Genomic DNA, 20,569 nt, shown 5'->3' with positions numbered 1-20,569 from the left:
GTTATGCCGGCGCCGCATGATCTTCCCTGATCATCGAGGCGCCTTTTTCGCCGATCATGATCGTCGGCGCGTTGGTGTTGCCGGTGGTCAGCGTCGGCATGATCGATGCGTCGATGACGCGCAGCCCCTGCAATCCGTGGACCCGCAGCCGTGTATCCACCACGGCGTTAGGGCCTTCGCCCATGCGGCACGTCCCGACAGGATGATATATCGTGGTGCCGTAGCGACGGGCGTAATCCAGCAGCCCGTCCTCGGTATCGATGTGGGAACCTGGAAGCGTCTCGACGATGCTGTGCTGGGCAATCGGAGGCGCTGCGAAGATCGTCCGGGTAAACCGCATGCCGGCAAGCAGCACCCGGCCGTCGGCCGGATCGGAAAGATAATTCGGCGTAATGATCGGCGGTCTGGCCGGATCCGGGCTGGCTGCCATGATCGTACCGCGGCTGTCCGGGCGGACCGGGCAGATCGCGACGGTCATGCCATCTTCCTGCTCCAGCGCGCCGAAGCGGCTTGCGTCATAGCTTGCCGGGGTAAACAGGAGTTGCAGATCGGGACTCGCTTTTTCCGGCGATGACCGGCAGAACACCTGCGCCGACGTCACGCCGAACGTCAGCGCGCCGCGCCCCTCGGCGGCGAACCGCACCACCTCGCGCACGAGGCGGAGGCCACGCCCCAGCTTGTTGATCGAGATCGATCCCCTCACCCGGTGAGAGATGCGCGCGACGTAATGATCCTGCAGGTTCGCGCCCACGCCACGCAGGTCGTGCACCACCGGCACGCCGATGGACTGCAGGTGAGCGGCCGGCCCGACGCCGGAAATCTGCAGCAGATGCGGCGAGTTCACCGTGCCGCCGCACAGGATGACCTCCTTGTGCGCCTTGGCAACGATGTCCTGGCCGCGCTGGCGGAAGGCAACGCCCGTGCACCGCTTGCCGTCGAACAGCAACTTCGTCGCCAGCGCCTCGGTTTCCACCCGCAGGTTCGGACGTCCCCGCGCTTGCTTCAGGAATGTCTGCGCCGTCGACCCCCGCCAGCGGCCGATCCGGGTCATCTGCGAGTAGCCAACGCCTTCCTGCTCGCGGCCGTTCAGGTCCCGGCTGAATTTGTAGCCGACCTGCTGCGCGGCTTCGATGAAGCGGTGGGTCAGCGGCAGGATCGTGCGGTAGTCCTCGACCTTCAGCGGCCCGTCCTTGCCGCGGTATTCGGGATCGGCGCCCTGCTTGTAATCCTCCGACTTGCGGAAATACGGCAGCACATCGTCGAAGCTCCAGCCGCGGCAGCCCATCTGCGCCCAGCCGTCGTAATCGGCCGGATTGCCGCGCACATACAGCATGCCGTTGATCGAACTCGACCCGCCCAGCGTCTTGCCGCGCGGCCAATGGATGCGCCGTCCCGCGCTGCCTTCGGTGCCCTCGGCGCTGTAGTTCCAGTTGACCGTGGGATGATGCAGCAGCTTCAGGACGCCGGCCGGGATGTGGATCCACAGCAGAGAGTCCCTGGGGCCGGCCTCCAGCAGGATCACCTTCGCCCCGGTTTCGCTCAACCGCGCTGCGACCGCGCATCCGGCGGAGCCGGCGCCAACCACGATGTAGTCCGTTTCCATCGCCTTAGCTTTCGTTCACCAGCGGCAGCTGTTCGCCCGCGAAGAACCGCCGTGGATTGTCATGCAGGATGGCGTCGATCTCATGGTCCGACAGGCCGCGTTCCTTCAGCATCGGCACGAAGTCGGTGAACAGGTAGGTATACGGCGGCGGCCATTTTCCCTCGGCGCGCAGCGCATCGATCCGAGCCTGTTCCTCGGTGCTGAGTTGCCGGGGGAATTTCCCCAGCCAGCCGCAATGACGATCCTGGCTCATCATGATCTGCGCGCGATGGCCCGAACGCACGAGGCGAACCAGGTTGTCGGCGCGGACCTCGTCCGGCTGGAAGCGCAGAATGCCGATCCGGTCGAAGCCGATATAGGATCCGCCATCGACGATCCGCCGGTGATAGGCCGGATCGGCATTGCCGCAGCAATGGCCGATCAGGCAACGATGCGCCGGCACGCCGCCTTTGGCAAAGGCTTCCTGCTGGTCCGGGCCGGCCTGGCCATCTTGCGTATGTGTAATGATAGGCACGCCGGTTGCCCGCTGCGCGATGCAGGCCGCCTCCAGGAATTTATGTTCCAGAGGCGTGATGACCGGCGCGCCGGTCGCCGCCTTGATCGCACCGGCCTTCACCCCGGTCGAGCCGATGCCGTGGCTGATTTCGCGAATATACAGCTCCGCGATTTCCTCCACCGTCCGCGCCCGCCAGTAAACCGGCAGTCCCATCTCCTCGAAATAGAAGCCCGTGGTGCAGACCACGTTCATCTCGGATTTCTCGGCAATCTCCTTCATCAGCGCGGCATCGCGGCCCAGTTCGATCGGGCAGGGATCGACGAATGTCCGTACGCCATGCTCGGTGCGCAACTGGCGCAGGCGCCGGACGGCTTCCGCAACGAAAGCCGGGCGATCGAACGCCGCCGCCGGGTCGAACTCGGCACCCGGAAATGCAATGAACAGATGCTCGTGCATCAAGGTCCGGCCGAGTTGATCAAGGCTGACAGGTCCGGTGACCGTTTGGACGTGCATGGATCGTTCCCCCTATAGCGTGCCGGTAATCTCTTGCCAGAGCTGGCGTTCCTCGCCTCTTGGATCGTTGTCGACACGGCATTCGGTATCCAGGGCCAACGTCGCGCGCCGATCGGCGTCGTATGCCGGCCAGGGCGGGATGGCCGGGTGATCCGGCCGCCCGGTCCGGGCGAAGGCGGCCCAGACGGACGACATCGTATCCGCCAGCGCCTGGGCCTCCGGACTGCCGCCGGTCGCGTTGGTCAGGTCCAGCGTGTTGAAGGTGAACGGCACATCCATGGCATGCGGCGCGCCCAGCCTGCCGCCCAGCACCGGCGTCTGCCATTCGAATGAATACATCCACACCGGCCCCCGGCACAGCGCCGCCCGCCGCTGCGCCAGCACCAATGAGCGGATGCGGAAATTGCAGTCCGTGGTGACGGCGATCAGCCGCTCGGCCGGGTTCAGGCCGGGATACACGCAGTGATACAGGTCCAGCACTCGCTCGGTATCCGGCCCGGCAATGGCCGCCACAAGCTGCCTCAGTTCCGCTTCGGTCAGCGTGCGGTTCCAGACCTGGTCCACCACCGCGAGGAAATTCGCCGTCTCGTGCCGCATGTCGCCGACGATCAGCGGCACATCGGCGGAAACCGCGGAGGCCTCGGGATGGAACGGCTGCGCCGGCACGATCTGGCCATCCACCAGAGGTCCGAACGGATAACGGTCGAACAGGGGCGCCGGCGATGGCCCGAGCGCCCGCTGCGCCGGCTCGATCGCCGCCAGAAGGTCGCCGGCCGGCATGGCCTGCAAGGCCGGGATGGAGCGCGAGCCGAGGTGCCGCAGGACACATTCGGTCAATGCCAGCGCACGCTCGCGGGTGCGCAAGCGCACCGCGGCGCCGCTCTGGATGATGGCGCGGTGGAACAACCCCTTCGCGGCCGGCATCGCCAGCAGCGTGCTGACCTTCGCCCCGCCGCCCGACTCGCCAAAGATCGTAACGCAACCGGGATCACCGCCGAATTCGGCGATATTGTCCCGCACCCACGCGAGTGCCGTGACCATGTCCAGCGTGCCGGCATTGCCGGAGGCGGCGAACGCCTCCCCACCGGCGACCGACAGATCCAGATGGCCGAAAATGTTCAGCCTCTGGTTGACTGTCACCACCACGACATCGTTCCGCAGCGCCAGGCGGCTGCCGCGAAGCCGTGGCGCATTGGCGTTGCCGTAGGCAAAGGCGCCGCCGTGGAGCCACACCATCACCGGCCGCTTCGCCGCCGCATCAACACCCGGCGTCCACACGGTCAGCGTCAGGCAGTCCTCGGTTTCCGGCGAAGCATCCGGCGCGCCGGAGAAATCCTCGAGTTCCGGCCGCGTCGCCGGCCGCAAGCCCGCCTGCGGCGCATGTCCGGTGAACGCCGTGCAGTCGCGCACGCCGCTCCACGGCTCAGGGGCCCGCGGGCCGCGGAACCGTTCGGCCGTGCCATAGGGAATGGTCTTGAACACAAGGACGCCTTCGACGACCGTGCCCAGCACCTTGCCGGCTGTCGTGCTCACCACGGTGTTCATCGCGGTTCCTCCCCGTTTTCCGGCGATCATGCCGGAGGACGGGGCGGGAAGGGAAGGGCAGCAGTCTAATCCAGCGTGAATCCGGGCCCGGGCCGATCGGCGAACCGGCGCATGGCGGAGAAGACCTGTTCCAGATCGTCCGAAGGAAGTTCGATACCGAAATGCTCGTGCAGCGCATCACGCAGCGCCGCTCGGTTACGAAGCATGGTCCGTTCCGCCTCGTTGTCCAAATCGCGCACCGTCACATCGCCGTTGAAGAACGTCCTGCGGCACGAGGGGCCGGGGCGGGCGGCCATGACATTCTCGGTGAACAGCCCACCGGGCCGGGTGCTGGTGAACCGGTTTCCGACTTCATGGTCGACAGGATAGGTTGGCACCAAAGCGAAGCGGTACAGGTTTTCCCACACGTCCCCCAGACATGCCTGCAGCAGGATTTCCCCGTTCATCCGTTGCAGACGAAACCACTCGTGCTCCGTCGGCTGTGCCGCGTCGCTGTCCAGCCGCAGCGGGCGCGTCGGGGTCAGGTTGCCGAATCCGACATCGGCGAGATACGCCCCCTCCGGCAAATCGATGCACAGGAGCATATGGGTCCGGGGCGTTATAGCGTCCGCTGTGGTGCCGCGGACGACCCGGGCCATCAGGCTGGTCACCCGGAAGCCAAGCCGTTCCAGCGCCGCGCGCAGCAACGTATTCTGCTCGAAGCAGTATCCGCCGCGCGGGCGGTCGACCAGCTTCGCCTGGATCGATCCGATATCCAGGCGTATCGGCCGGCCGAGGATGACGTCGAGGTTCTCGAACGGAATCGAAGCCGCATGCCGCGCAACGACCGTTTGCAACAGGTCCAGGTCTGGCGCGCCCGCCGCGGTCAGGCCAATCCGCCGGCGGTAGCGGTCCAGATCAAGCGTGTCGTTTGCCATGCGGGGGCACCTGATAAAGCGGGCGATACGATCCGATCTCCGGTACACTACGCAGGTGTGGCCGGCTTGCGAAGGTCGCCGCCTCGGTCTCCTGGCCATCAAGCAGAGGAACAGCCTGACTGATGCTCAAGCAACCGCAGACATACCTCGACTTCCAGGACCCGCAGGCGCGGCCGCGCCATACCGGCATCGCATCGTTCTTCCGCGCGCCGATCAGCCAGCAACTGGATGGGGTGGATATCGGCCTCATCGGCGTGCCGTTCGACGGCGGCGTGACCCATCGCTCCGGCACCCGCCATGGCCCGCGTGCGGTGCGCGATCAGTCCACCCTGCTGCGCCGCATCAACGCCGCCACGCAGGTCACGCCCTTTGCCACCGCCCGGGTGCGGGACCTTGGCGATTGCTGGATCGAGCAGCCATACGAGCTCGTCACCGCGCTGAAGGAGATCGAAACCTTCTACCGCGCCGTCACCGCCGCCGGCGTCGTCCCGCTTTCCGTCGGGGGCGATCACTCCATCAGCTTCCCCATCCTCCGCGCCGTGGCGGCCAGCGGCCCGGTCGGCATGGTCCACGTCGATGCCCATTGCGATACCGGCGACGACTACATGGGCTCGCGCTTCCACCACGGCGCGCCGTTCCGCCGGGCGGTGGAAGAAAACCTGCTCGACCCGAAGCGCGTCATCCAGATCGGCGTCCGCGGCACCACCAACGACCCGGACATGTGGGGCTTCAGCCAGCGCAGCGGCATGCGCGTCCTGCCAATGGACGAATTCGACGACCGCGGCTGGCGCCATGCCGCCGAGGAGGCCCGCCGCGTCGTCGGCAACGGCCCGGCCTACCTGTCGTTCGACATCGACAGCCTGGACCCGAGCCACGCCCCCGGCACCGGGACACCCGAAGCCGGCGGAATCACCGCCTTGCAGGCGCTGCGCCTGCTGCGCGACCTGCGCGGCATCGACTTCATCGGCGGCGATCTTGTGGAGGTCTCACCGCCCTTCGACGTCGGCACGCTGACTTCGTTCAACGCCGCATCGATCCTGTTCGAAATCCTGTGCCTGTTGGTCGAGGCCCGGGAAAAGCGCCAGCCGCTGCGATAAGCCGCGGCGGATCAGCAACGGCCGTCGCTCTTTCGTCATGGCCGGAGGCCCGTTGCCTCACCGTCATGGCCGGGCGTGTCCCGGCCATCTACCCCGCGCCGTCGAAGCGCAGATGGCCGGGACACGCCCAGCCATGACGGTGAGGCAACATCTCGGCTGCCACCACCCGCCATCCCCTCAAACCCTCCTGGGCCGCCTGATGCTCGCCAGCAGGGCCGGAATGAATATCAGGCTGGCCAGCAACGTGCATCCCAGGCTGATCAGCAGCAGTTTGCCCATGCTGGCGGTGCCGGGATGGGCTGACAAGGCGAGCGACCCGAACGCCGTCCCGGTCGTCAGCGCCGAGAACAGGATCGCCCGCGCCGTCGCGCTGCCCAGCGGATGCCGCTCGCCGGCGCGCCAGTTCATCACGAAGTAGATGTTGAACGACACCCCGACGCCCAGCAGCAACGGCAGGGCGATGATGTTGGCATAGTTCAGCGGCAGCGGCAGCAGCACAATCACCAGCAGGGTCAGCAACGCCGACATGATCAGCGGCGCCATCACCAGGGCCGCGTCCAGCACCCGCCGGAGCAGCCCAAGCAGGATGGCCGCAATCGCGATGACCGCATAGATGGCGGCCGAGCGGAAGGCGCCGACAATCGTGTGGCTGGTTGCGACAATGGTCACCGCGGCGCCGCCGGCATCGGGCGCGATCGAGGTGACCTGGCGCACGAACTCGGCCAGGCCCTTCGGCGTATGCGCCTCCGGCTTCGGGTTGACCTGCACCCGTGCCTGTCCGTCCGGCGTCATCCAGTCCCTGGCGAAGCTCGCCGGGATGCTGCTCAACGTCACCGGCTCGGCGCTGAGCGCGGTTCGCAGCCGGTTCAGCTGGTCAGGCAGGAAGCGTGTCAGCGCCTTGTTGGCCGCCATCAGCACCGCATCCGGCGCGGTTTCCATCCGCCGCAGATCCTCGGCGATCGAGGCCAGGGGACTGTCCTTCGGCAGCTTGGGCAAGGCCGGCTCGATCTCGCTCAGCGCCGCCTTGGCGGCCATCCGGATCTGGTCCGGCGTGACCGGCGCGGCCGGCGTGCGCGGCGCGAGCGTGGGCGCCAGGATGTTGTTGGCGTCCGCGATCACCGCCAGCTTCTGCGATTGGTCCTTTGGCACGAAGCTGTCGATGCTGATCACGCTGGCGACCGTGGGCAGCTTCTCCAGCTTGTCGCCCACCACCGCCGCGGCCTGGGGGTTCGGCGCCAGCACGTCGGCGGTATAGGGATTGGTGATCGGGTTGTTGATCAGGTCGCGCAGCGTCCGCATCGCCTCGGTATTCGGGTTCTTCGTCGCCAGCGGATCCGAGTCGAACCGCAGGAACGGCGAAACCGAGACGGCCGCAACCGCCAACACGCCGAAGACGCCCAGGATCGGCCACCGTCGCCGGACGATGACCGGATCGACCCGCTTGGCCCAGGCGAAACCGACCTCCGCCGCCTCGCCTCGCGGACGGAACAGGGTAATGGCGGCCGGCAGGAAGCCGAGCGTGCAAACGAAGGCAATCAACATGCCGATCCCGGCAATCAGGCCGAGTTCCGCCACGCCGGAGAAATCGGTGGGGACGAACGCCAGGAATCCCGCGGCCGTGGCCAGCGAGGCGATCAGGATCTGCACGCCAACACGCCGCGCGGTTTCACGCATCGCGCCGGGGGGATCCCCGACCTCGAACCGGTACTCGCGATAGCGGACCGAGAACTGGATCGCGAAATCGACGGCGATGCCGACGAACAGCACGCCGAAGCCCACCGATACCAGGTTCAACGTGCCGACGGCGGCCGAGGCGAACAGCACCGTCAGGAACAGACCGAGGATCAGCGTCATCAGGATCGGGATGATCAGCCGCCAGGTATGCACCGCCAGGAACAGCCACAGGGTGATCAGGACCAGGCTGCCGATCAGGCCGGTGACGGCGCCTTCCGCGACGGAGGCGAATTCCTCGTCGGCAAGGGCAACCTGGCCGGTGATCCGGACCCGGGCATCGCCGGATTGGACGAACGGCAGATCGGCGATGATCTTGCGCATCGCCTCGGTCGCCGCGCCGCCCGGCTGCAGCGCGCCATAATCCTGCCTGGCCTGGACCAGGACGAATCGATAGGGGCCGGCCAGTTCGCTCAGGCTGCCGCCCAGCAGTCCCTGCCACGACAAGGGCTTCGGATGACCGTCCAGGGCATCCACCATCGCGGTGTTGAACGCTTTCATCGGCTGCCGATAGGGGGACAGGTCGGCATCGCCGTGGGTCACGCCCATGCCCAGCAGCGACAGCGCCGAGAACAGGCCGCGCGCCGACGGATCCGCCACCAACTGCCCCAGGAAGGGCTGCGCGTCGATGGTCTGGTCCATCAGGTCGGACAGGTCCTTGGTCGGCAGGAACAGCAACCCTTCCTTATTCAGGAAAGGGCTGGAATCGGGGCGGCGGACCGAAGGGAAATCGACCGGATCAGCCTGCAGTCGCTTCGCGAGCTCATTGGCGGTCGCGTCCGCTTCCTCGGGGATGGGCGCGTTCACCACGGCAACCAGCAGGTTCTGGAACTGCGGGAAGTCCTTGTTCATCTCGATCGCCCGCTGCCGCCAGGGCAGCTTGTCGGAGAACATCACATCGGTGTCGGTGCTGACACCCAGATGCGTTGCGGCAAACCAGCCGGAGAAGGCCGCCAGGACGATGCCGGCCAGCATGACAGGGAGGGCGTGGCGGCGGCTGAAATCAACCAGACCGACGAGCAGGCGGATAAGCATCAATGAGAATGCCTACGATGGTGGGGCGTATGACGATGGGGCGGCCCTGATAGTCGGTTCGCTCCGGGTGGTCCATCACAAAGCTGATCAACCAAGACTTGAGCTCTGTGTCCGCGACCGCTATAGGCCGCCGTTCGCGTGGCCGGTCGGTATCGGTCGCGCCTGCAAGGACATATGGAATGAAGCCGGGCATCCACCCAGAGTACCACGAAATCACCGTCATCATGACCGACGGGACGCAGTTCAAGACGCGTTCCTGCATGGGCAAGGCCGGCGACACGCTGCGCCTGGACATCGACCCGAAGTCCCACCCGGCCTGGACCGGCGTGCAGCGCATCCTGGACACCGGCGGACAGGTGGCCAAGTTCAACAAGAAGTTCGCGGGGCTTGGAATCAAGAAGTAGCGGTCTGGTGGGGACCCGGTGCATCCCGTTCAAACGGAAGCTCCTCCTCGCCGTGCCACCTGAGGACCTCACATACACGTGAGGTCAAGCGGCATCAGGTGGGCAGGCCGATCCGCCTGGGCTCATTTTCCTATCGTCGTGACCTGGCTTGCGCATAGGCGCAAACTTAGGCGGCCGGGCGCGATGCACCGCCCCGTCGTCATGGCGGCCGCAGGGCCGTCATCCACGCCTTACGGTGCTGATATCGGCAAAAGGCGTGGATGGTGGGCCTGAGCCCACCATGACGGGGTAGCAACGGCCGTGCCCCTGGCCGCCTAAGTTAGCGCCTATGCGGACAAGCCGGGCCATGACAATGAGGGAGCGCCGTCGCCCTGTCTCAATCGACCTGTGGTCTGCTGTAGCGCCTGCGCGGTTTGTTCGAGCCATGATGGTGGGCGCTACGGCCGCGGCGGATTGTCTCCGGGATCCGTGCATGCGGTCGGAACAAGCCCTTGCATCCGCCATGCCGACAGAGCCAACGCGCCGCCGGTCCTGCGCCACTGGTTTCGTCAGCGATTTCCTCGGACCTACTGCCATGGCCCTCTTGAAGGGCCTGTTATGCCTTCCTATCTCGGTCGCGTCGGGAATGCCCAATGGGGTTCCCGGGACTGAACGCCGAAGGGCTTGCCCGTGCCGGGAAGCCCAGGATCAAGACCTTGCTTAGCAGGAGGTTTGTTATGACAACCGTCGATTTCGCTCCGCTATTCCGTACGGCCATCGGCTTTGATCGGCTTGCCCGTCTGGTCGATACTGCCGCTGCCGGGCAGGATGCGCAGAGCTATCCCCCGTACAACATCGAAAAGACCGGTGATGACACGTACCGCCTGACCATGGCGGTTGCCGGTTTCCGCCCCGAAGAGCTTGACCTGACGGTCAAGGAGAACACGTTGGTCGTGTCCGGCCGCATGTCGCCGGAGGCCCAGAAGTCCGAAGTCCTGTATCGCGGGATCGCTGGACGGGCGTTTGAGCGGCGCTTCGTGCTCGCGGATCACATCGTCGTGGAGGGCGCGGACATGGAACACGGGCTGCTTCATGTTGGCCTGAAGCGTGTCGTGCCCGAGGCGCTGAAGCCGCGGAAGATCGCAATCGGCAACGCCGCGCCGGCAGCCATCGCCAACGACTCGCGGGATGCCGCCAAGGCGGCATAATCAGCCGCCGGCATTGGATGCTGAGGATGGCGGAGGCCGGACACCGGCCTCCGCTTTTTGTTGCCGCGACTCGCCTGGCCTAGGGGCGCCTGAAGAACGCGTCCGCGGCGCTACGGTGGCTGTGCTTGCGGCTTATGTCGCTTTCGACCCGCGCGATCTCGAGTTTCAATTCCTCGATATACGCTCGCAGTTCATCGATCCCCAGCGTGTCCAGTGGCAACGGCTCGAGCCGGCGGCGTTTCGGAGGCGGGGCGTCTTCATCCTGTGCCATTGCAGTTTCTCCATCGTCTTGCCGGGCGGAGCCATCGCCTTGGGCTGGTTCGCTTTATGTAAATTAATAGTACCAAAGTTGCTTGACCCACCCCGGCCGGATTGTCATATCCGAATGCTAGCCGCGGTTATGAACTGTCTTTTGTGCTGGTCGTCCCACCAAAGACATCCTCAGAGTTAATGAACGTCCGCCGGCGACCCAGAGAGTGTGGAACCATGACCCTGCCGCTGATGCCGAAGGCCACCGCCGTGTGGCTGATTGAGAAAACCGCCCTGACCTTCACGCAGATCGCGGATTTCTGCGGCATGCATCCACTGGAAGTGCAGGCCATCGCCGATGGCGAGGTGGCGCAGGGCATTGTTGGCTACGACCCGGTCGCCAACGCCCAGGTCACGCTGGAGGACATACGCCGGTGTGAAGCCGATCCGAACGCGCGCCTGAAGCTGCTGATCGGAACCTTGCCGACGCCCAAGCGGCTGCGCGGCGCCCGCTATACCCCGGTGGCCAAGCGCAACGACCGGCCGGACGCAATCGCATTCCTGCTGCGCAATTTCCCTCAGCTTTCGGAAGCGCAGGTCGGCAAGCTGCTCGGCACGACCAAGGACACCATCCAGAAGGTGCGGGAGCGGACGCACTGGAACAGCGCCAACATCAAGCCGCGTGATCCGGTCATTCTGGGACTGTGCAGCCAGACCGACCTGAATGCCGCGGTCGCCCTGGCGAACGAGCGTCTGGAACGGGAAGGCCGGACTGTGCCGGTACCGCCACCGCCGGAGGCGGACGAGGCCGCCTGACGGCGTGGCGGGGTCATCTGTATCGTGTCCGCTCAGCTGGCGCTGGCTCGCAGCCGTTCCATTTCCTCCTTCAACCGCAATTTCTCGAGTTTGAGCCGCGTGAGTACCTGCGTATCGGGGGACGGGCGCTGGTCCTCCTCGTCAATGCGCGTTTCCAGCGACGCATGGCGTTCCTTGAGAGCGTCGAGGCGCGTATTCAGGCTCATGAGCTTCATACCTCCGTTAAGAACCGGTTGGCTTGCCGTCACTAACAAGGTAGCAACGACGCCGTACTGTAACGCCGTTGCGAGCCATCTGACCAGATGCAACTTGTTTCCAGAAGTCGGGTCAATGTCTTCTATCGTAGGTTGTGAAACATGCTGAGCGATAGGGATTCGCTTCTTCGTAAGCTGCACGGGCTGCGTAGTGAGCATCGTGATCTCGACACGGTCATTGCACGGCTCGCTGATCAGGGTGCGTCGGACCAACTGCACCTCCAACGTTTGAAAAAACGCAAATTAATGCTGCGTGATGAGATCGCCTGGCTGGAAAGCCGGCTGATCCCCGACAGCATCGCCTGACATGACAGTCTCCGTGTCCGGGAAGCCGGTCGTGGGAATCATCATGGGAAGCCAGTCGGACTGGCCGACCATGGGGCATGCCGCCGACATGCTCACCCGCCTGGACGTGCCGCATGAGGTCCGGATCGTGTCGGCGCACCGCACGCCTGAACGGCTGCGGGAGTATGCATCGACCGCACGGGACCGTGGCCTGAAAGTGGTCATCGCCGGCGCGGGCGGGGCGGCGCATCTGCCGGGCATGTGCGCGTCATGGACGCCGCTGCCGGTGCTGGGCGTGCCGGTGGAGACGCATGCGCTGAAAGGCATGGACAGCCTGCTGTCGATCGTCCAGATGCCGGCGGGCATTCCGGTCGGGACACTCGCCATCGGCCGGACCGGCGCGGTGAACGCGGCGCTGCTTGCCGCCGCCATGCTGGCCACCCAGGACCCGGGCCTCGCCGCGCGGCTGGACAGGCTGCGCGCCGAACAGACCGCCGCCGTCGCCTCGGCACCCGAGCCGGCGCCTGATCGCGCATGACCGCTTTTCCGCTTCCGCCCAACGCCACCATTGGCCTGGTGGGCGGTGGGCAGCTTGGCCGCATGTCGGCGATGGCCGCCGCCCGGCTGGGTTATCGCTGCCACATCCTGACGCGGGAGGTGGACAGCCCGGCAGCGCAGGTTTCCCATGCCGTGACGATCAGCAACTACCGCGACCCCGTGTCGCTGCGCGCCTTCGCCATGGCGGTCGACGTCATCAGCTTCGAATTCGAGAACGTCAGCGCCGAGGGGCTTGATCTTCTCGCATCCATGCGGCCGGTCCGGCCGTCGCCTGCGGTGCTGCGGATCAGCCAGGACCGGGTGGACGAAAAGACCTTCCTGAACGACGCCGGCATCGCGACCGCGCCCTGGGCGCCCGTCGGCTCGCGGCAGGAACTGGATCAGGCGGCGCAGCGTCTCGGGCTGCCCGCGGTGCTGAAGACCACCCGCCTGGGCTACGACGGCAAGGGCCAGGCGATGCTGCGCGCGCCCGAGGACCTCGACCCGGCGTGGGAGCGGCTGAGCCCGAAGCCCCTGGTGCTCGAGGGTTTTGTCGATTTCGCCCAGGAAATCAGCGTCGTGGCGGCCCGCGGCGCGGACGGCGCGGTGGCTGCCTTCGACACCGTCGAGAACCGCCATCGCAACCACATCCTGGACCTGACGCTGGCGCCGGCGCGCGTGCCGGAAACCGTGGACGCGGCGGCCCAGGCCATTGCCCACCGGGTGGCGGAGGCTCTCGACCTCGTCGGCCTGCTGGCGGTGGAGATGTTCGTCGATGCCGGTGGCAGGGTCCTGGTCAATGAAATCGCGCCACGCCCGCACAACTCCGGGCACTGGACGATCGATGCCTGTCCGGCGAGCCAGTTCGAGCTGCACATCCGCGCCATCGCCGGGTTGCCCTTGCCGGCGGCGCGGCGGCATTCCGACGCCGTGATGAAGAACCTGATCGGCCCGGAAGGGATGGCGCTGTGGCCTGCCGCCCTGGAGGAGCCGGGGCTGATCCCGCACCTCTATGGCAAGGCGGACGCGTTACCAGGCCGCAAGATGGGCCATGTGACCCGCCTGTTTCCGCGCGGTGCGCTGCCGGGGGATCTTGGCGTCGCCGCGGCCCTGGGCAGCCTGGGCGAAGCCTGACCGCTCGCGACCGGACAGGTCCCGGCCGTCGCGCGACTGCAGGTGGCCGCGGCGATAGGGAGACGACCCTGCCACCCGCGGACCGCCTTCCCACCCACGCGGACCGCATACCGCCCACTGGAGCCCTCGCTTTCGCCGCAGGTCCCTCTTCCGCTTTGCACGGTGTCGCCTTATGGAGCCTCCATGGCAGACATCGCCGACCTGTCGTTTGATCGTCCTGCACTGGCCCTTCAGGCGGAAATCCTCTCCCGCCCGATGACGACCGCGCGCCGCATGGCCGACGCCCTGCGCGCCCTGGCGATCGATGCGACGGAGCAGGCCAGGTCCGGGCATCCGGGCCTGCCGATGGGCATGGCCGATGTGGCGACCGCGCTTTGGACCCGGTTCCACAAATTCGACGCCGCCGATCCGCGCTGGCCCGACCGCGACCGGTTCGTGCTCTCCGCCGGTCACGGCTCAATGCTGCTGTATGCGCTGATCTATCTGACCGGCCATGACGGCATGGCGATCGACGACATCCGCAGCTTCCGGCAACTGCACGCGCCGGCGGCGGGCCATCCCGAATACGGCGAGCATCCGGCGATCGAGACCACGACCGGTCCGCTGGGGCAGGGCCTCGCGACTGCCGTGGGCATGGCGATCGCGGAACGCAATATGGCGGCCCGCTTCGGCAAGTCGCTGGTGGACCATCGCACCTGGGTGATTGCCTCCGACGGCGACCTCATGGAGGGGATCAGTCACGAAGCGGCGGCGCTGGCCGGCCATCTGGGCCTGTCGAAGCTGACCGTCCTGTATGACGACAACCATGTGTCGATCGACGGGGACACCGCGCTGGCCAGTTCGGAGGACACGCTGAAGCGGTTCTCCGCCTATGGCTGGGCGACCAAGCGGGTGGACGGCCACGATCCGGCACAGATCAATGCCGCCCTGTCCTTCGCCGTACGGTCGAAAAAACCCACCCTGATCGCCTGCCGCACCGTCATCGGCCTGGGCGCGCCGACCAAGGCCGGGACCAATGCCGTGCATGGCGCGCCGTTGGGGCCGGCCGAGGCAGCCGGCGCCAGGCAACTCCTGGGCTGGCACGAGCCGCCATTTTCCACGCCGCCCGACCTCAAGGAGCGCTGGCACGCCGTGGGCGCACGAGGGGCCGTATCGCGGCGATCCTGGCTGAAGCGGCTGGCCCGGCACAACCAGCGCGCCGAGTTCGAGCGGGTCACGGCCGGCCGCCTGCCCGACAACTGGCACGAAGCGATGGCGGCATTGAAGCAGGCGGTCGCCGACGAGCGGCCCCGGATCGCCACGCGTGCCGCCAGCCAGCGAGCCCTCGAGGCGCTGGCGCCGGCGACCCCGGAGCTCGTCGGCGGCTCCGCCGATTTGACGGGGTCGAACCTGACCTTGGTCAAGGGCATGTCCGCGATCGCCAACGGCAACTACGGCGGCCGGTATATCCATTACGGCATCCGCGAGCACGGGATGGCCGCCGCGGCGAACGGCATGGCGCTGCATGGCGGCATCATTCCCTATGTCGGCACCTTCTTCGTCTTCACCGACTACCTGCGCCCGGCGCTGCGCCTGGCCGCGATCATGCGCCAGCGTGTGATCTACGTGCTGACCCACGACTCCATCGGCCTCGGCGAGGACGGGCCCACCCACCAGCCGATTGAGCATCTCGCCAGCCTGCGGGCGATGCCCAACCTGCATGTGCTGCGTCCGGCCGACGCGCTGGAGACCGCCGAGTGCTGGGAACTGGCCATGCGCCGCAGCGACGGCCCGAGCCTGCTGGTTCTGTCGCGGCAGGCGCTGCCGGCTGTTCGCATCGATGCCGCCGAGAACCGCTCGGCGCGTGGCGGCTATGTGCTGGCCGAGGCGGACGGCCCGCGCCAGGCCACGCTGATTGCCACCGGATCGGAAGTGCCGATCGGCATGGCCGCGCGGGAGAAGCTGGCGGGCGAGGGAATCGCCGTGGCGGTCGTCTCGTTGCCGTGTTGGGAACTGTTCGCGCAGCAGGACGCGACTTACCGCGCGCAGGTGCTGGGCGGCGCGCCGCGCATCGGAATCGAGGCGGCCGGCAGCTTCGGTTGGGAACAATGGCTGGGACCCGATGGCATTTTCATCGGCATGACCGGTTTTGGTGCATCGGCCGCTTATCAGGACCTCTATGCCCATTTCGGCATCACGCCGGACGCGGTCGTCGCCGCGGTTATGCGCCGGATCGGTTGAGCGGAACCCACCATCTGTTATAAAACGCACGTGAGATATAATTTGTGGCCCGGCGACCGTTGATCTCCGTCAACGACTGAGGTCATAAGACGCACGAGCGTAATATCGGGAAGTCTCGTAAAGGAAGCATGGTATGGCTGTAAAAGTGGCGATCAACGGGTTTGGTCGGATCGGACGTCTGGTGCTGCGCGCCATCGTCGAAAGCGGGCGCGACGACATCGTGCCCATCGCCATCAACGACCTCGGCAGCGTGGAGGCCAACGCCCATCTCTTCGCCTATGACAGCGTGCATGGCCGGTTCCCCGGCCAGATTGAGGTGTCGGGCGACAGCATCACCATCCGCCACAACGGCAAGGTCTATGGCCCGATCAAGGTTTCGGCCGAGCGCGACCCGACCAAGGTGCCCTACCAGGGCGTCGACGTCGCGATGGAGTGCACCGGCATCTTCACCAGCAAGGCCAAGGCCTCGGCGCTGCTGACCGCGGGCGCGCGCAAGGTGCTGATCTCCGCCCCGGGGGACGAGGTGGATGCCACGATCGTCTATGGCGTCAACCACAAGACGCTGACCAAGGACATGACGATCATCTCCAACGCGTCGTGCACCACCAACTGCCTCGCGCCGATGGCGAAGGTGCTGCATGAGCGCTATGGCATCCTGCGCGGCTACATGGTGACCATCCACGCCTACACCGGCGACCAGAACACCGTGGACACGCTGCACAAGGACCTGCGGCGCGCCCGTGCGGCGGCGGTTTCCACCATCCCGACCTCGACCGGCGCGGCGCGGGCCGTCGGCCTGGTGCTGCCGGAGTTGAAGGGCAAGCTGGACGGCACCGCCATCCGCGTGCCGACGCCGAACGTGTCGCTGGTGTCGCTGGACGTGAACCTGTCCAAGCGAGCCACAGTGTCCGAGATCAACGCCGCGATGCAGGATGCCTCGAAGGGCGAGATGGCCGGCATCCTGGACTACAACACGGCGCCGCTGGTCAGCGTGGATTTCAACCACTGCCCGGCTTCCTGCTCCTTCGATGCCACCCAGACCGCGGTCGTCGACAACGAGCTGGTGCGGGTGATGGGCTGGTACGACAACGAGTGGGGCTTCTCCAACCGGATGTCCGACACCGCCGCACTGTTCGGCAGCCTGTAAGCTGAGAGCTGCGCTGCCATGAGGTGATGTCGATTCTCTCATGGCAGCGCTGCACACGCGCGTCCGGTGTCCAAATGTCGGATTCGTAGTCAACAATGACTTGAACGCGCGGCCATGGTATAAGCCCTGGTTGCCTCGGAGGTTCAGTCGAAGGGCGCCATGTTTCGGTCGGTTCAGATCATGGGCTACCGGGGGTTCTCCCGCTATGAGATGGGAGACTTGGCGCGCGTCAATCTTCTTGTCGGCAAGAACAATAGCGGCAAGACCTCGGTCCTTGAGGCGCTCTACCTGCTCGGCGCCGGTGGTGACCCTGCTGCGCTCTGGCGCATCGCCAACCGGCGCGGAGAGCGGTTTGACGGCAGGCGCCCTGAAATCGATGTGTCTCATATGTTTATGGGCCATGAACTAAGCGTTGGGAGTTCCTTTTCTGTTGCAGGGACAAACGGTTCCCTGCCGCAATCGGTTGTTCTCACCATTGAGGACCGAGCCGAGCGGCCGGACCAAAACGAATTGAATTTGCTTGGCGACGAGTTTGAGTTGTCGCGGCGCCGTCTTCTAATAAGTATCGCTTCAACCGCATCGCCACGGCCACAGATATTACAGCTGAGCCGGCAAGGCGGCCTCGACCCGGAGATCACTCGTCGATTGCCTGGTTCTAGACAAGACGCTGAACCTAATGTCCATTTTATCTCAACCGACTCGCTTGCCGGAAACGAGCTGGTGCGCCATTGGGATCAGGTTCAGCTCACTCCGAATGAAGAACTCGTTCTGGGTGCATTGCGTTTCGTCGATCCGTCAATTGAACAGATTCGATCGTTTGGATCTGGTGCTGTCTATGGGCCAAGGGGCGGATTTATCGTCAAGCGTAAGGGGGAGGCCGTGCCGTTTCCGCTCGGCAGTCTCGGGGACGGCGCTTGGCGTATGCTGGCGATGGCGATTGTTCTGACGCAGTGCGCGGGCGGGATGTTGTTTGTCGACGAGATCGACACTGGCCTTCACTACACCGTCATGGCGGACATGTGGCGGATGATCTATTCCGCAGCCAAGCAGTTCGATGTGCAGGTGTTTGCCAGCACTCACAGCTATGATTGCGTCTACAGCCTTTCCACCATCTGTCGATCTGCCAAAACCGAAGATGCCGAGATAACAATTCAACGCATTGAGGCCGATCGGTCGACCGCCACACCTTTTTCCGGAGCGGAGATTCGTACCGCGGCGGAGCGGCAGATCGAAATTCGCTGACCATGTCGTCCGTAAAATCGAAGCAGTTGCTCGTCGAAGGCCAGGATGACAAATTCGCTGTCGTTGGACTTATGGAACATTACATTCCCTGGCCTGACAAACGGGATGATGCGCCCGTCTTCGTCGATGCGGTCGGCAGCGTAACCGAGATCCTGTCTGCCACCTACCTACGAACAAAACTGAAGGAAAGCAGCCTTCAGATTCTCGGCATCATGCTCGATGCGGACGACGCCCCAGCATCCAGATGGGAAAGTTTTCGCGCGATTTGCCGGCCGATGTTTCCCACGTTCCCCGCTGAACTGCCACCTGGTGGCCTGATCATTGAAAATGCAGGGGGCATTCGGTTGGGCTTCTGGCTGATGCCTGACTGTTCCTCGTCGGGAATGCTTGAAAGCTTTCTGCGACACCTCGTTCCGGTACCGGCTGAACCGCTGTGGCAACATGCCAGGACGTCGTTCGACGCCGCGCGGTCGCTCGGGGCCGCCTGCCGTGTTGTCCACTCGGATAAGGCCCGGGTCCACACCTGGCTGGCCTGGCAAGATCCGCCGGGGGAAAGTTTGGGACGTGCCCTGACACGCAAAACGCTCGATCCAAAGGCGCCGGCTGCGGCGGCATTCGTCTCATGGTTCAAACGCTTATACCGTCTTTAGGGGAGTTCTCATGTCCTTCCGTACACTTGACACCGTTGACGTCGCCGGGAAGCGCGTCCTGCTGCGCGCAGACCTGAATGTACCCGTGCGCGATGGCAAGATTACCGACCTGACCCGCATCGAGCGCCTGTCGCCCACCATCCGCGAACTCGCCGACAAGGGCGCCAAGGTCGTGGTCTGCAGCCACTTCGATCGCCCCAAGGGCAAGCGCGTGCCGGAAATGTCCCTCGCGCCCATGGCCGCCGCGCTGGGCGAGGTGCTGGGCCGCCGGGTCCGCTTCGTCGAGGACTGCACCGGCACCGCCGCCGAGCAGGCGGTCGATCTGCTGGCCCCGGGCGACATCCTGGTGCTGGAGAACACCCGCTTCCACGCCGGCGAGGAGAAGAACGATCCCGCCTTCTCCGCCGGCCTGGCGAAGCTGGCGGACATCTTCGTCAACGACGCCTTTTCCGCCGCCCACCGCGCGCATGCCAGCACGGAAGGGGTGGCGCACCTGTTGCCGTCCTATGCCGGGCGGCTGATGCAGGCGGAGCTTGAGGCGCTGGAGTCCGCCCTCGGTTCGCCGGTGCGGCCGGTCGCCGCCATTGTCGGCGGCGCCAAGGTTTCCACCAAGCTGGAACTGCTGGGCAACCTGGTGGCCAAGGTGAACGTGCTGGTCATCGGCGGCGCCATGGCCAACACCTTCCTCGCGGCACAGGGCAAGGATGTCGGCAAGTCGTTGCAGGAAGCCGACATGCATGCCACCGCGCGCGACATCCTGGCGAAGGCCGAGGCAGTCGGCTGCAGCATCGTCCTGCCGATCGATGCCGTGGTCGCGGCCGAGTTCAAGGCCAACCCGCCGACGGAAACCGTCTCGGTGGACGCCGTGCCCGGCAACATGATGATCCTGGACGTCGGCCCGGCCTCGGTCGCCGCGCTGATCCGGCAACTGCCGTCGCTGAAGACGCTGGTATGGAACGGCCCGCTTGGCGCGTTCGAAACCCCGCCCTTCGACGCCGCGACCGTCGCGCTGGCGCAGGCTGTCGCTGAAGCCACCCGGAAGGGGGACCTGCGCAGCGTCGCCGGCGGTGGCGACACGGTGTCGGCCTTGCGTCATGCCGGCGTGATCGACCAGCTTTCCTACGTATCCTCGGCCGGCGGCGCGTTCCTGGAGTGGCTGGAAGGCAAGACCCTGCCGGGTGTCGCGGTGCTGGAGGACTGAGCGCCTCCTGCTTTGAAAATACGGTTCCGCGGGGTCATCGCCCCGTCATCATGGCCGGGCGTGTCCCATGCGTATCAGGATGAGCGGCCCGGCGGAGCAAGGGCTTCTCCCTCACCGTCATGGCCGGGTGTGTCCCGGCCATCCACCCCGCGCCGTCGAAGCGCAGATGGCCGGGACATGCCCTACGGGATGCACACATCTCGGAAACGGTCCGCCGCTGCGTTTCCCTTTCGTCATGGCCCGGCTTGTCCGGGCCACCTATTCCAGCACTTGTGCCGCGACAGGTGGCCCGGACAAGCCGGGCCA

The 20,569-nt window shown here is 65.8% G+C and carries 19 protein-coding genes; 12 read left to right on the top strand and 7 right to left on the bottom strand.

Annotated elements, in window-relative coordinates; translation table 11 throughout:
* Position 1: 1 nt before the first annotated feature.
* The 4 genes from CCS01_RS29315 to CCS01_RS29300 form a co-directional block, all read right to left on the bottom strand.
* On the bottom strand, positions 2-1,603 hold the full coding sequence (locus CCS01_RS29315) for a GMC family oxidoreductase (RefSeq protein WP_104522314.1): 1,602 nt from the start codon (positions 1,601-1,603) through the stop codon (positions 2-4).
* A 4-nt stretch (positions 1,604-1,607) separates the two neighbouring features.
* The gene (locus CCS01_RS29310) at positions 1,608-2,612 is read right to left on the bottom strand and encodes a phosphotriesterase family protein (protein ID WP_104522313.1); all 1,005 of its coding nucleotides are present in this window, start codon (positions 2,610-2,612) and stop codon (positions 1,608-1,610) included.
* Between the two features lie 12 nt (positions 2,613-2,624).
* A complete protein-coding gene (locus CCS01_RS29305) occupies positions 2,625-4,157 on the bottom strand; it encodes a carboxylesterase/lipase family protein (RefSeq protein ID WP_158258674.1) in 1,533 nt (510 codons plus the stop codon).
* A gap of 65 nt (positions 4,158-4,222) precedes the next feature.
* The gene (locus CCS01_RS29300) at positions 4,223-5,074 is read right to left on the bottom strand and encodes an arylamine N-acetyltransferase family protein (protein ID WP_158258673.1); all 852 of its coding nucleotides are present in this window, start codon (positions 5,072-5,074) and stop codon (positions 4,223-4,225) included.
* 122 nt (positions 5,075-5,196) lie between these two features.
* Here CCS01_RS29300 and speB point away from each other — a divergent pair, with 122 nt between their 5' ends.
* The gene (gene speB, locus CCS01_RS29295) at positions 5,197-6,171 is read left to right on the top strand and encodes an agmatinase (RefSeq protein WP_104522310.1); all 975 of its coding nucleotides are present in this window, start codon (positions 5,197-5,199) and stop codon (positions 6,169-6,171) included.
* A 177-nt stretch (positions 6,172-6,348) separates the two neighbouring features.
* On the opposite strand, the gene CCS01_RS29290 is transcribed toward speB, so the two are convergent.
* A complete protein-coding gene (locus tag CCS01_RS29290; RefSeq protein ID WP_104522309.1) occupies positions 6,349-8,937 on the bottom strand; it encodes an MMPL family transporter in 2,589 nt (862 codons plus the stop codon).
* A gap of 179 nt (positions 8,938-9,116) precedes the next feature.
* Here CCS01_RS29290 and rpmE point away from each other — a divergent pair, with 179 nt between their 5' ends.
* Positions 9,117-9,341, top strand: coding sequence for a 50S ribosomal protein L31 (gene rpmE / locus CCS01_RS29285; RefSeq protein WP_104522308.1), 225 nt, complete (start codon positions 9,117-9,119; stop codon positions 9,339-9,341).
* A gap of 716 nt (positions 9,342-10,057) precedes the next feature.
* The gene (locus CCS01_RS29280) at positions 10,058-10,528 is read left to right on the top strand and encodes an Hsp20 family protein (protein WP_104522307.1); all 471 of its coding nucleotides are present in this window, start codon (positions 10,058-10,060) and stop codon (positions 10,526-10,528) included.
* Positions 10,529-10,607: 79 nt separating this feature from the next.
* On the opposite strand, the gene CCS01_RS29275 is transcribed toward CCS01_RS29280, so the two are convergent.
* On the bottom strand, positions 10,608-10,799 hold the full coding sequence (locus CCS01_RS29275) for a DUF1192 domain-containing protein (protein ID WP_104522306.1): 192 nt from the start codon (positions 10,797-10,799) through the stop codon (positions 10,608-10,610).
* A 215-nt stretch (positions 10,800-11,014) separates the two neighbouring features.
* On the opposite strand from CCS01_RS29275, the gene CCS01_RS29270 reads away from it, so the two are divergent.
* Entirely contained in the window at positions 11,015-11,593 is a 579-nt protein-coding gene (locus CCS01_RS29270) for a DUF1013 domain-containing protein (protein ID WP_104522305.1), read from the top strand.
* Between the two features lie 32 nt (positions 11,594-11,625).
* Here the strand turns inward: CCS01_RS29270 and CCS01_RS29265 are convergent, their stop codons facing one another.
* Positions 11,626-11,799, bottom strand: coding sequence for a YdcH family protein (locus CCS01_RS29265; protein ID WP_104522409.1), 174 nt, complete (start codon positions 11,797-11,799; stop codon positions 11,626-11,628).
* A 150-nt stretch (positions 11,800-11,949) separates the two neighbouring features.
* On the opposite strand from CCS01_RS29265, the gene CCS01_RS29260 reads away from it, so the two are divergent.
* From CCS01_RS29260 to CCS01_RS29225, 8 genes are all read left to right on the top strand, one after another.
* Positions 11,950-12,153: a YdcH family protein gene (locus CCS01_RS29260; RefSeq protein WP_104522304.1), complete on the top strand. Its 204-nt coding sequence runs from the start codon at positions 11,950-11,952 to the stop codon at positions 12,151-12,153.
* Positions 12,154-12,196: 43 nt separating this feature from the next.
* Positions 12,197-12,670, top strand: a complete 474-nt coding sequence (purE, locus tag CCS01_RS29255; protein ID WP_408887519.1) for a 5-(carboxyamino)imidazole ribonucleotide mutase — start codon at positions 12,197-12,199, stop codon at positions 12,668-12,670.
* Positions 12,667-13,803 carry a 5-(carboxyamino)imidazole ribonucleotide synthase gene (locus CCS01_RS29250; protein WP_104522302.1) on the top strand — a complete coding sequence of 379 codons (1,137 nt, stop codon included), beginning with the start codon at positions 12,667-12,669 and terminating at the stop codon, positions 13,801-13,803. Before purE ends, CCS01_RS29250 begins: the two co-directional genes overlap by 4 nt.
* Before the next feature lie 183 nt (positions 13,804-13,986).
* Positions 13,987-16,023: a transketolase gene (gene tkt / locus CCS01_RS29245; RefSeq protein WP_104522301.1), complete on the top strand. Its 2,037-nt coding sequence runs from the start codon at positions 13,987-13,989 to the stop codon at positions 16,021-16,023.
* Positions 16,024-16,156: 133 nt separating this feature from the next.
* Positions 16,157-17,170: a type I glyceraldehyde-3-phosphate dehydrogenase gene (gene gap, locus CCS01_RS29240; RefSeq protein WP_104522300.1), complete on the top strand. Its 1,014-nt coding sequence runs from the start codon at positions 16,157-16,159 to the stop codon at positions 17,168-17,170.
* Between the two features lie 159 nt (positions 17,171-17,329).
* Positions 17,330-18,412, top strand: a complete 1,083-nt coding sequence (locus CCS01_RS29235) for an AAA family ATPase (protein ID WP_104522299.1) — start codon at positions 17,330-17,332, stop codon at positions 18,410-18,412.
* 2 nt (positions 18,413-18,414) lie between these two features.
* A complete protein-coding gene (locus CCS01_RS29230; RefSeq protein ID WP_104522298.1) occupies positions 18,415-19,062 on the top strand; it encodes a DUF3226 domain-containing protein in 648 nt (215 codons plus the stop codon).
* A 10-nt stretch (positions 19,063-19,072) separates the two neighbouring features.
* Positions 19,073-20,263 carry a phosphoglycerate kinase gene (locus CCS01_RS29225; protein WP_104522297.1) on the top strand — a complete coding sequence of 397 codons (1,191 nt, stop codon included), beginning with the start codon at positions 19,073-19,075 and terminating at the stop codon, positions 20,261-20,263.
* The last annotated feature ends 306 nt before the right edge of the window (positions 20,264-20,569 follow it).

This window comes from Rhodopila globiformis (assembly GCF_002937115.1).
Lineage (GTDB): Bacteria > Pseudomonadota > Alphaproteobacteria > Acetobacterales > Acetobacteraceae > Rhodopila > Rhodopila globiformis.
The sequence above is the reverse complement of the archived record's forward strand: the minus strand, read 5'-3'. Positions and strand labels throughout refer to the sequence as shown.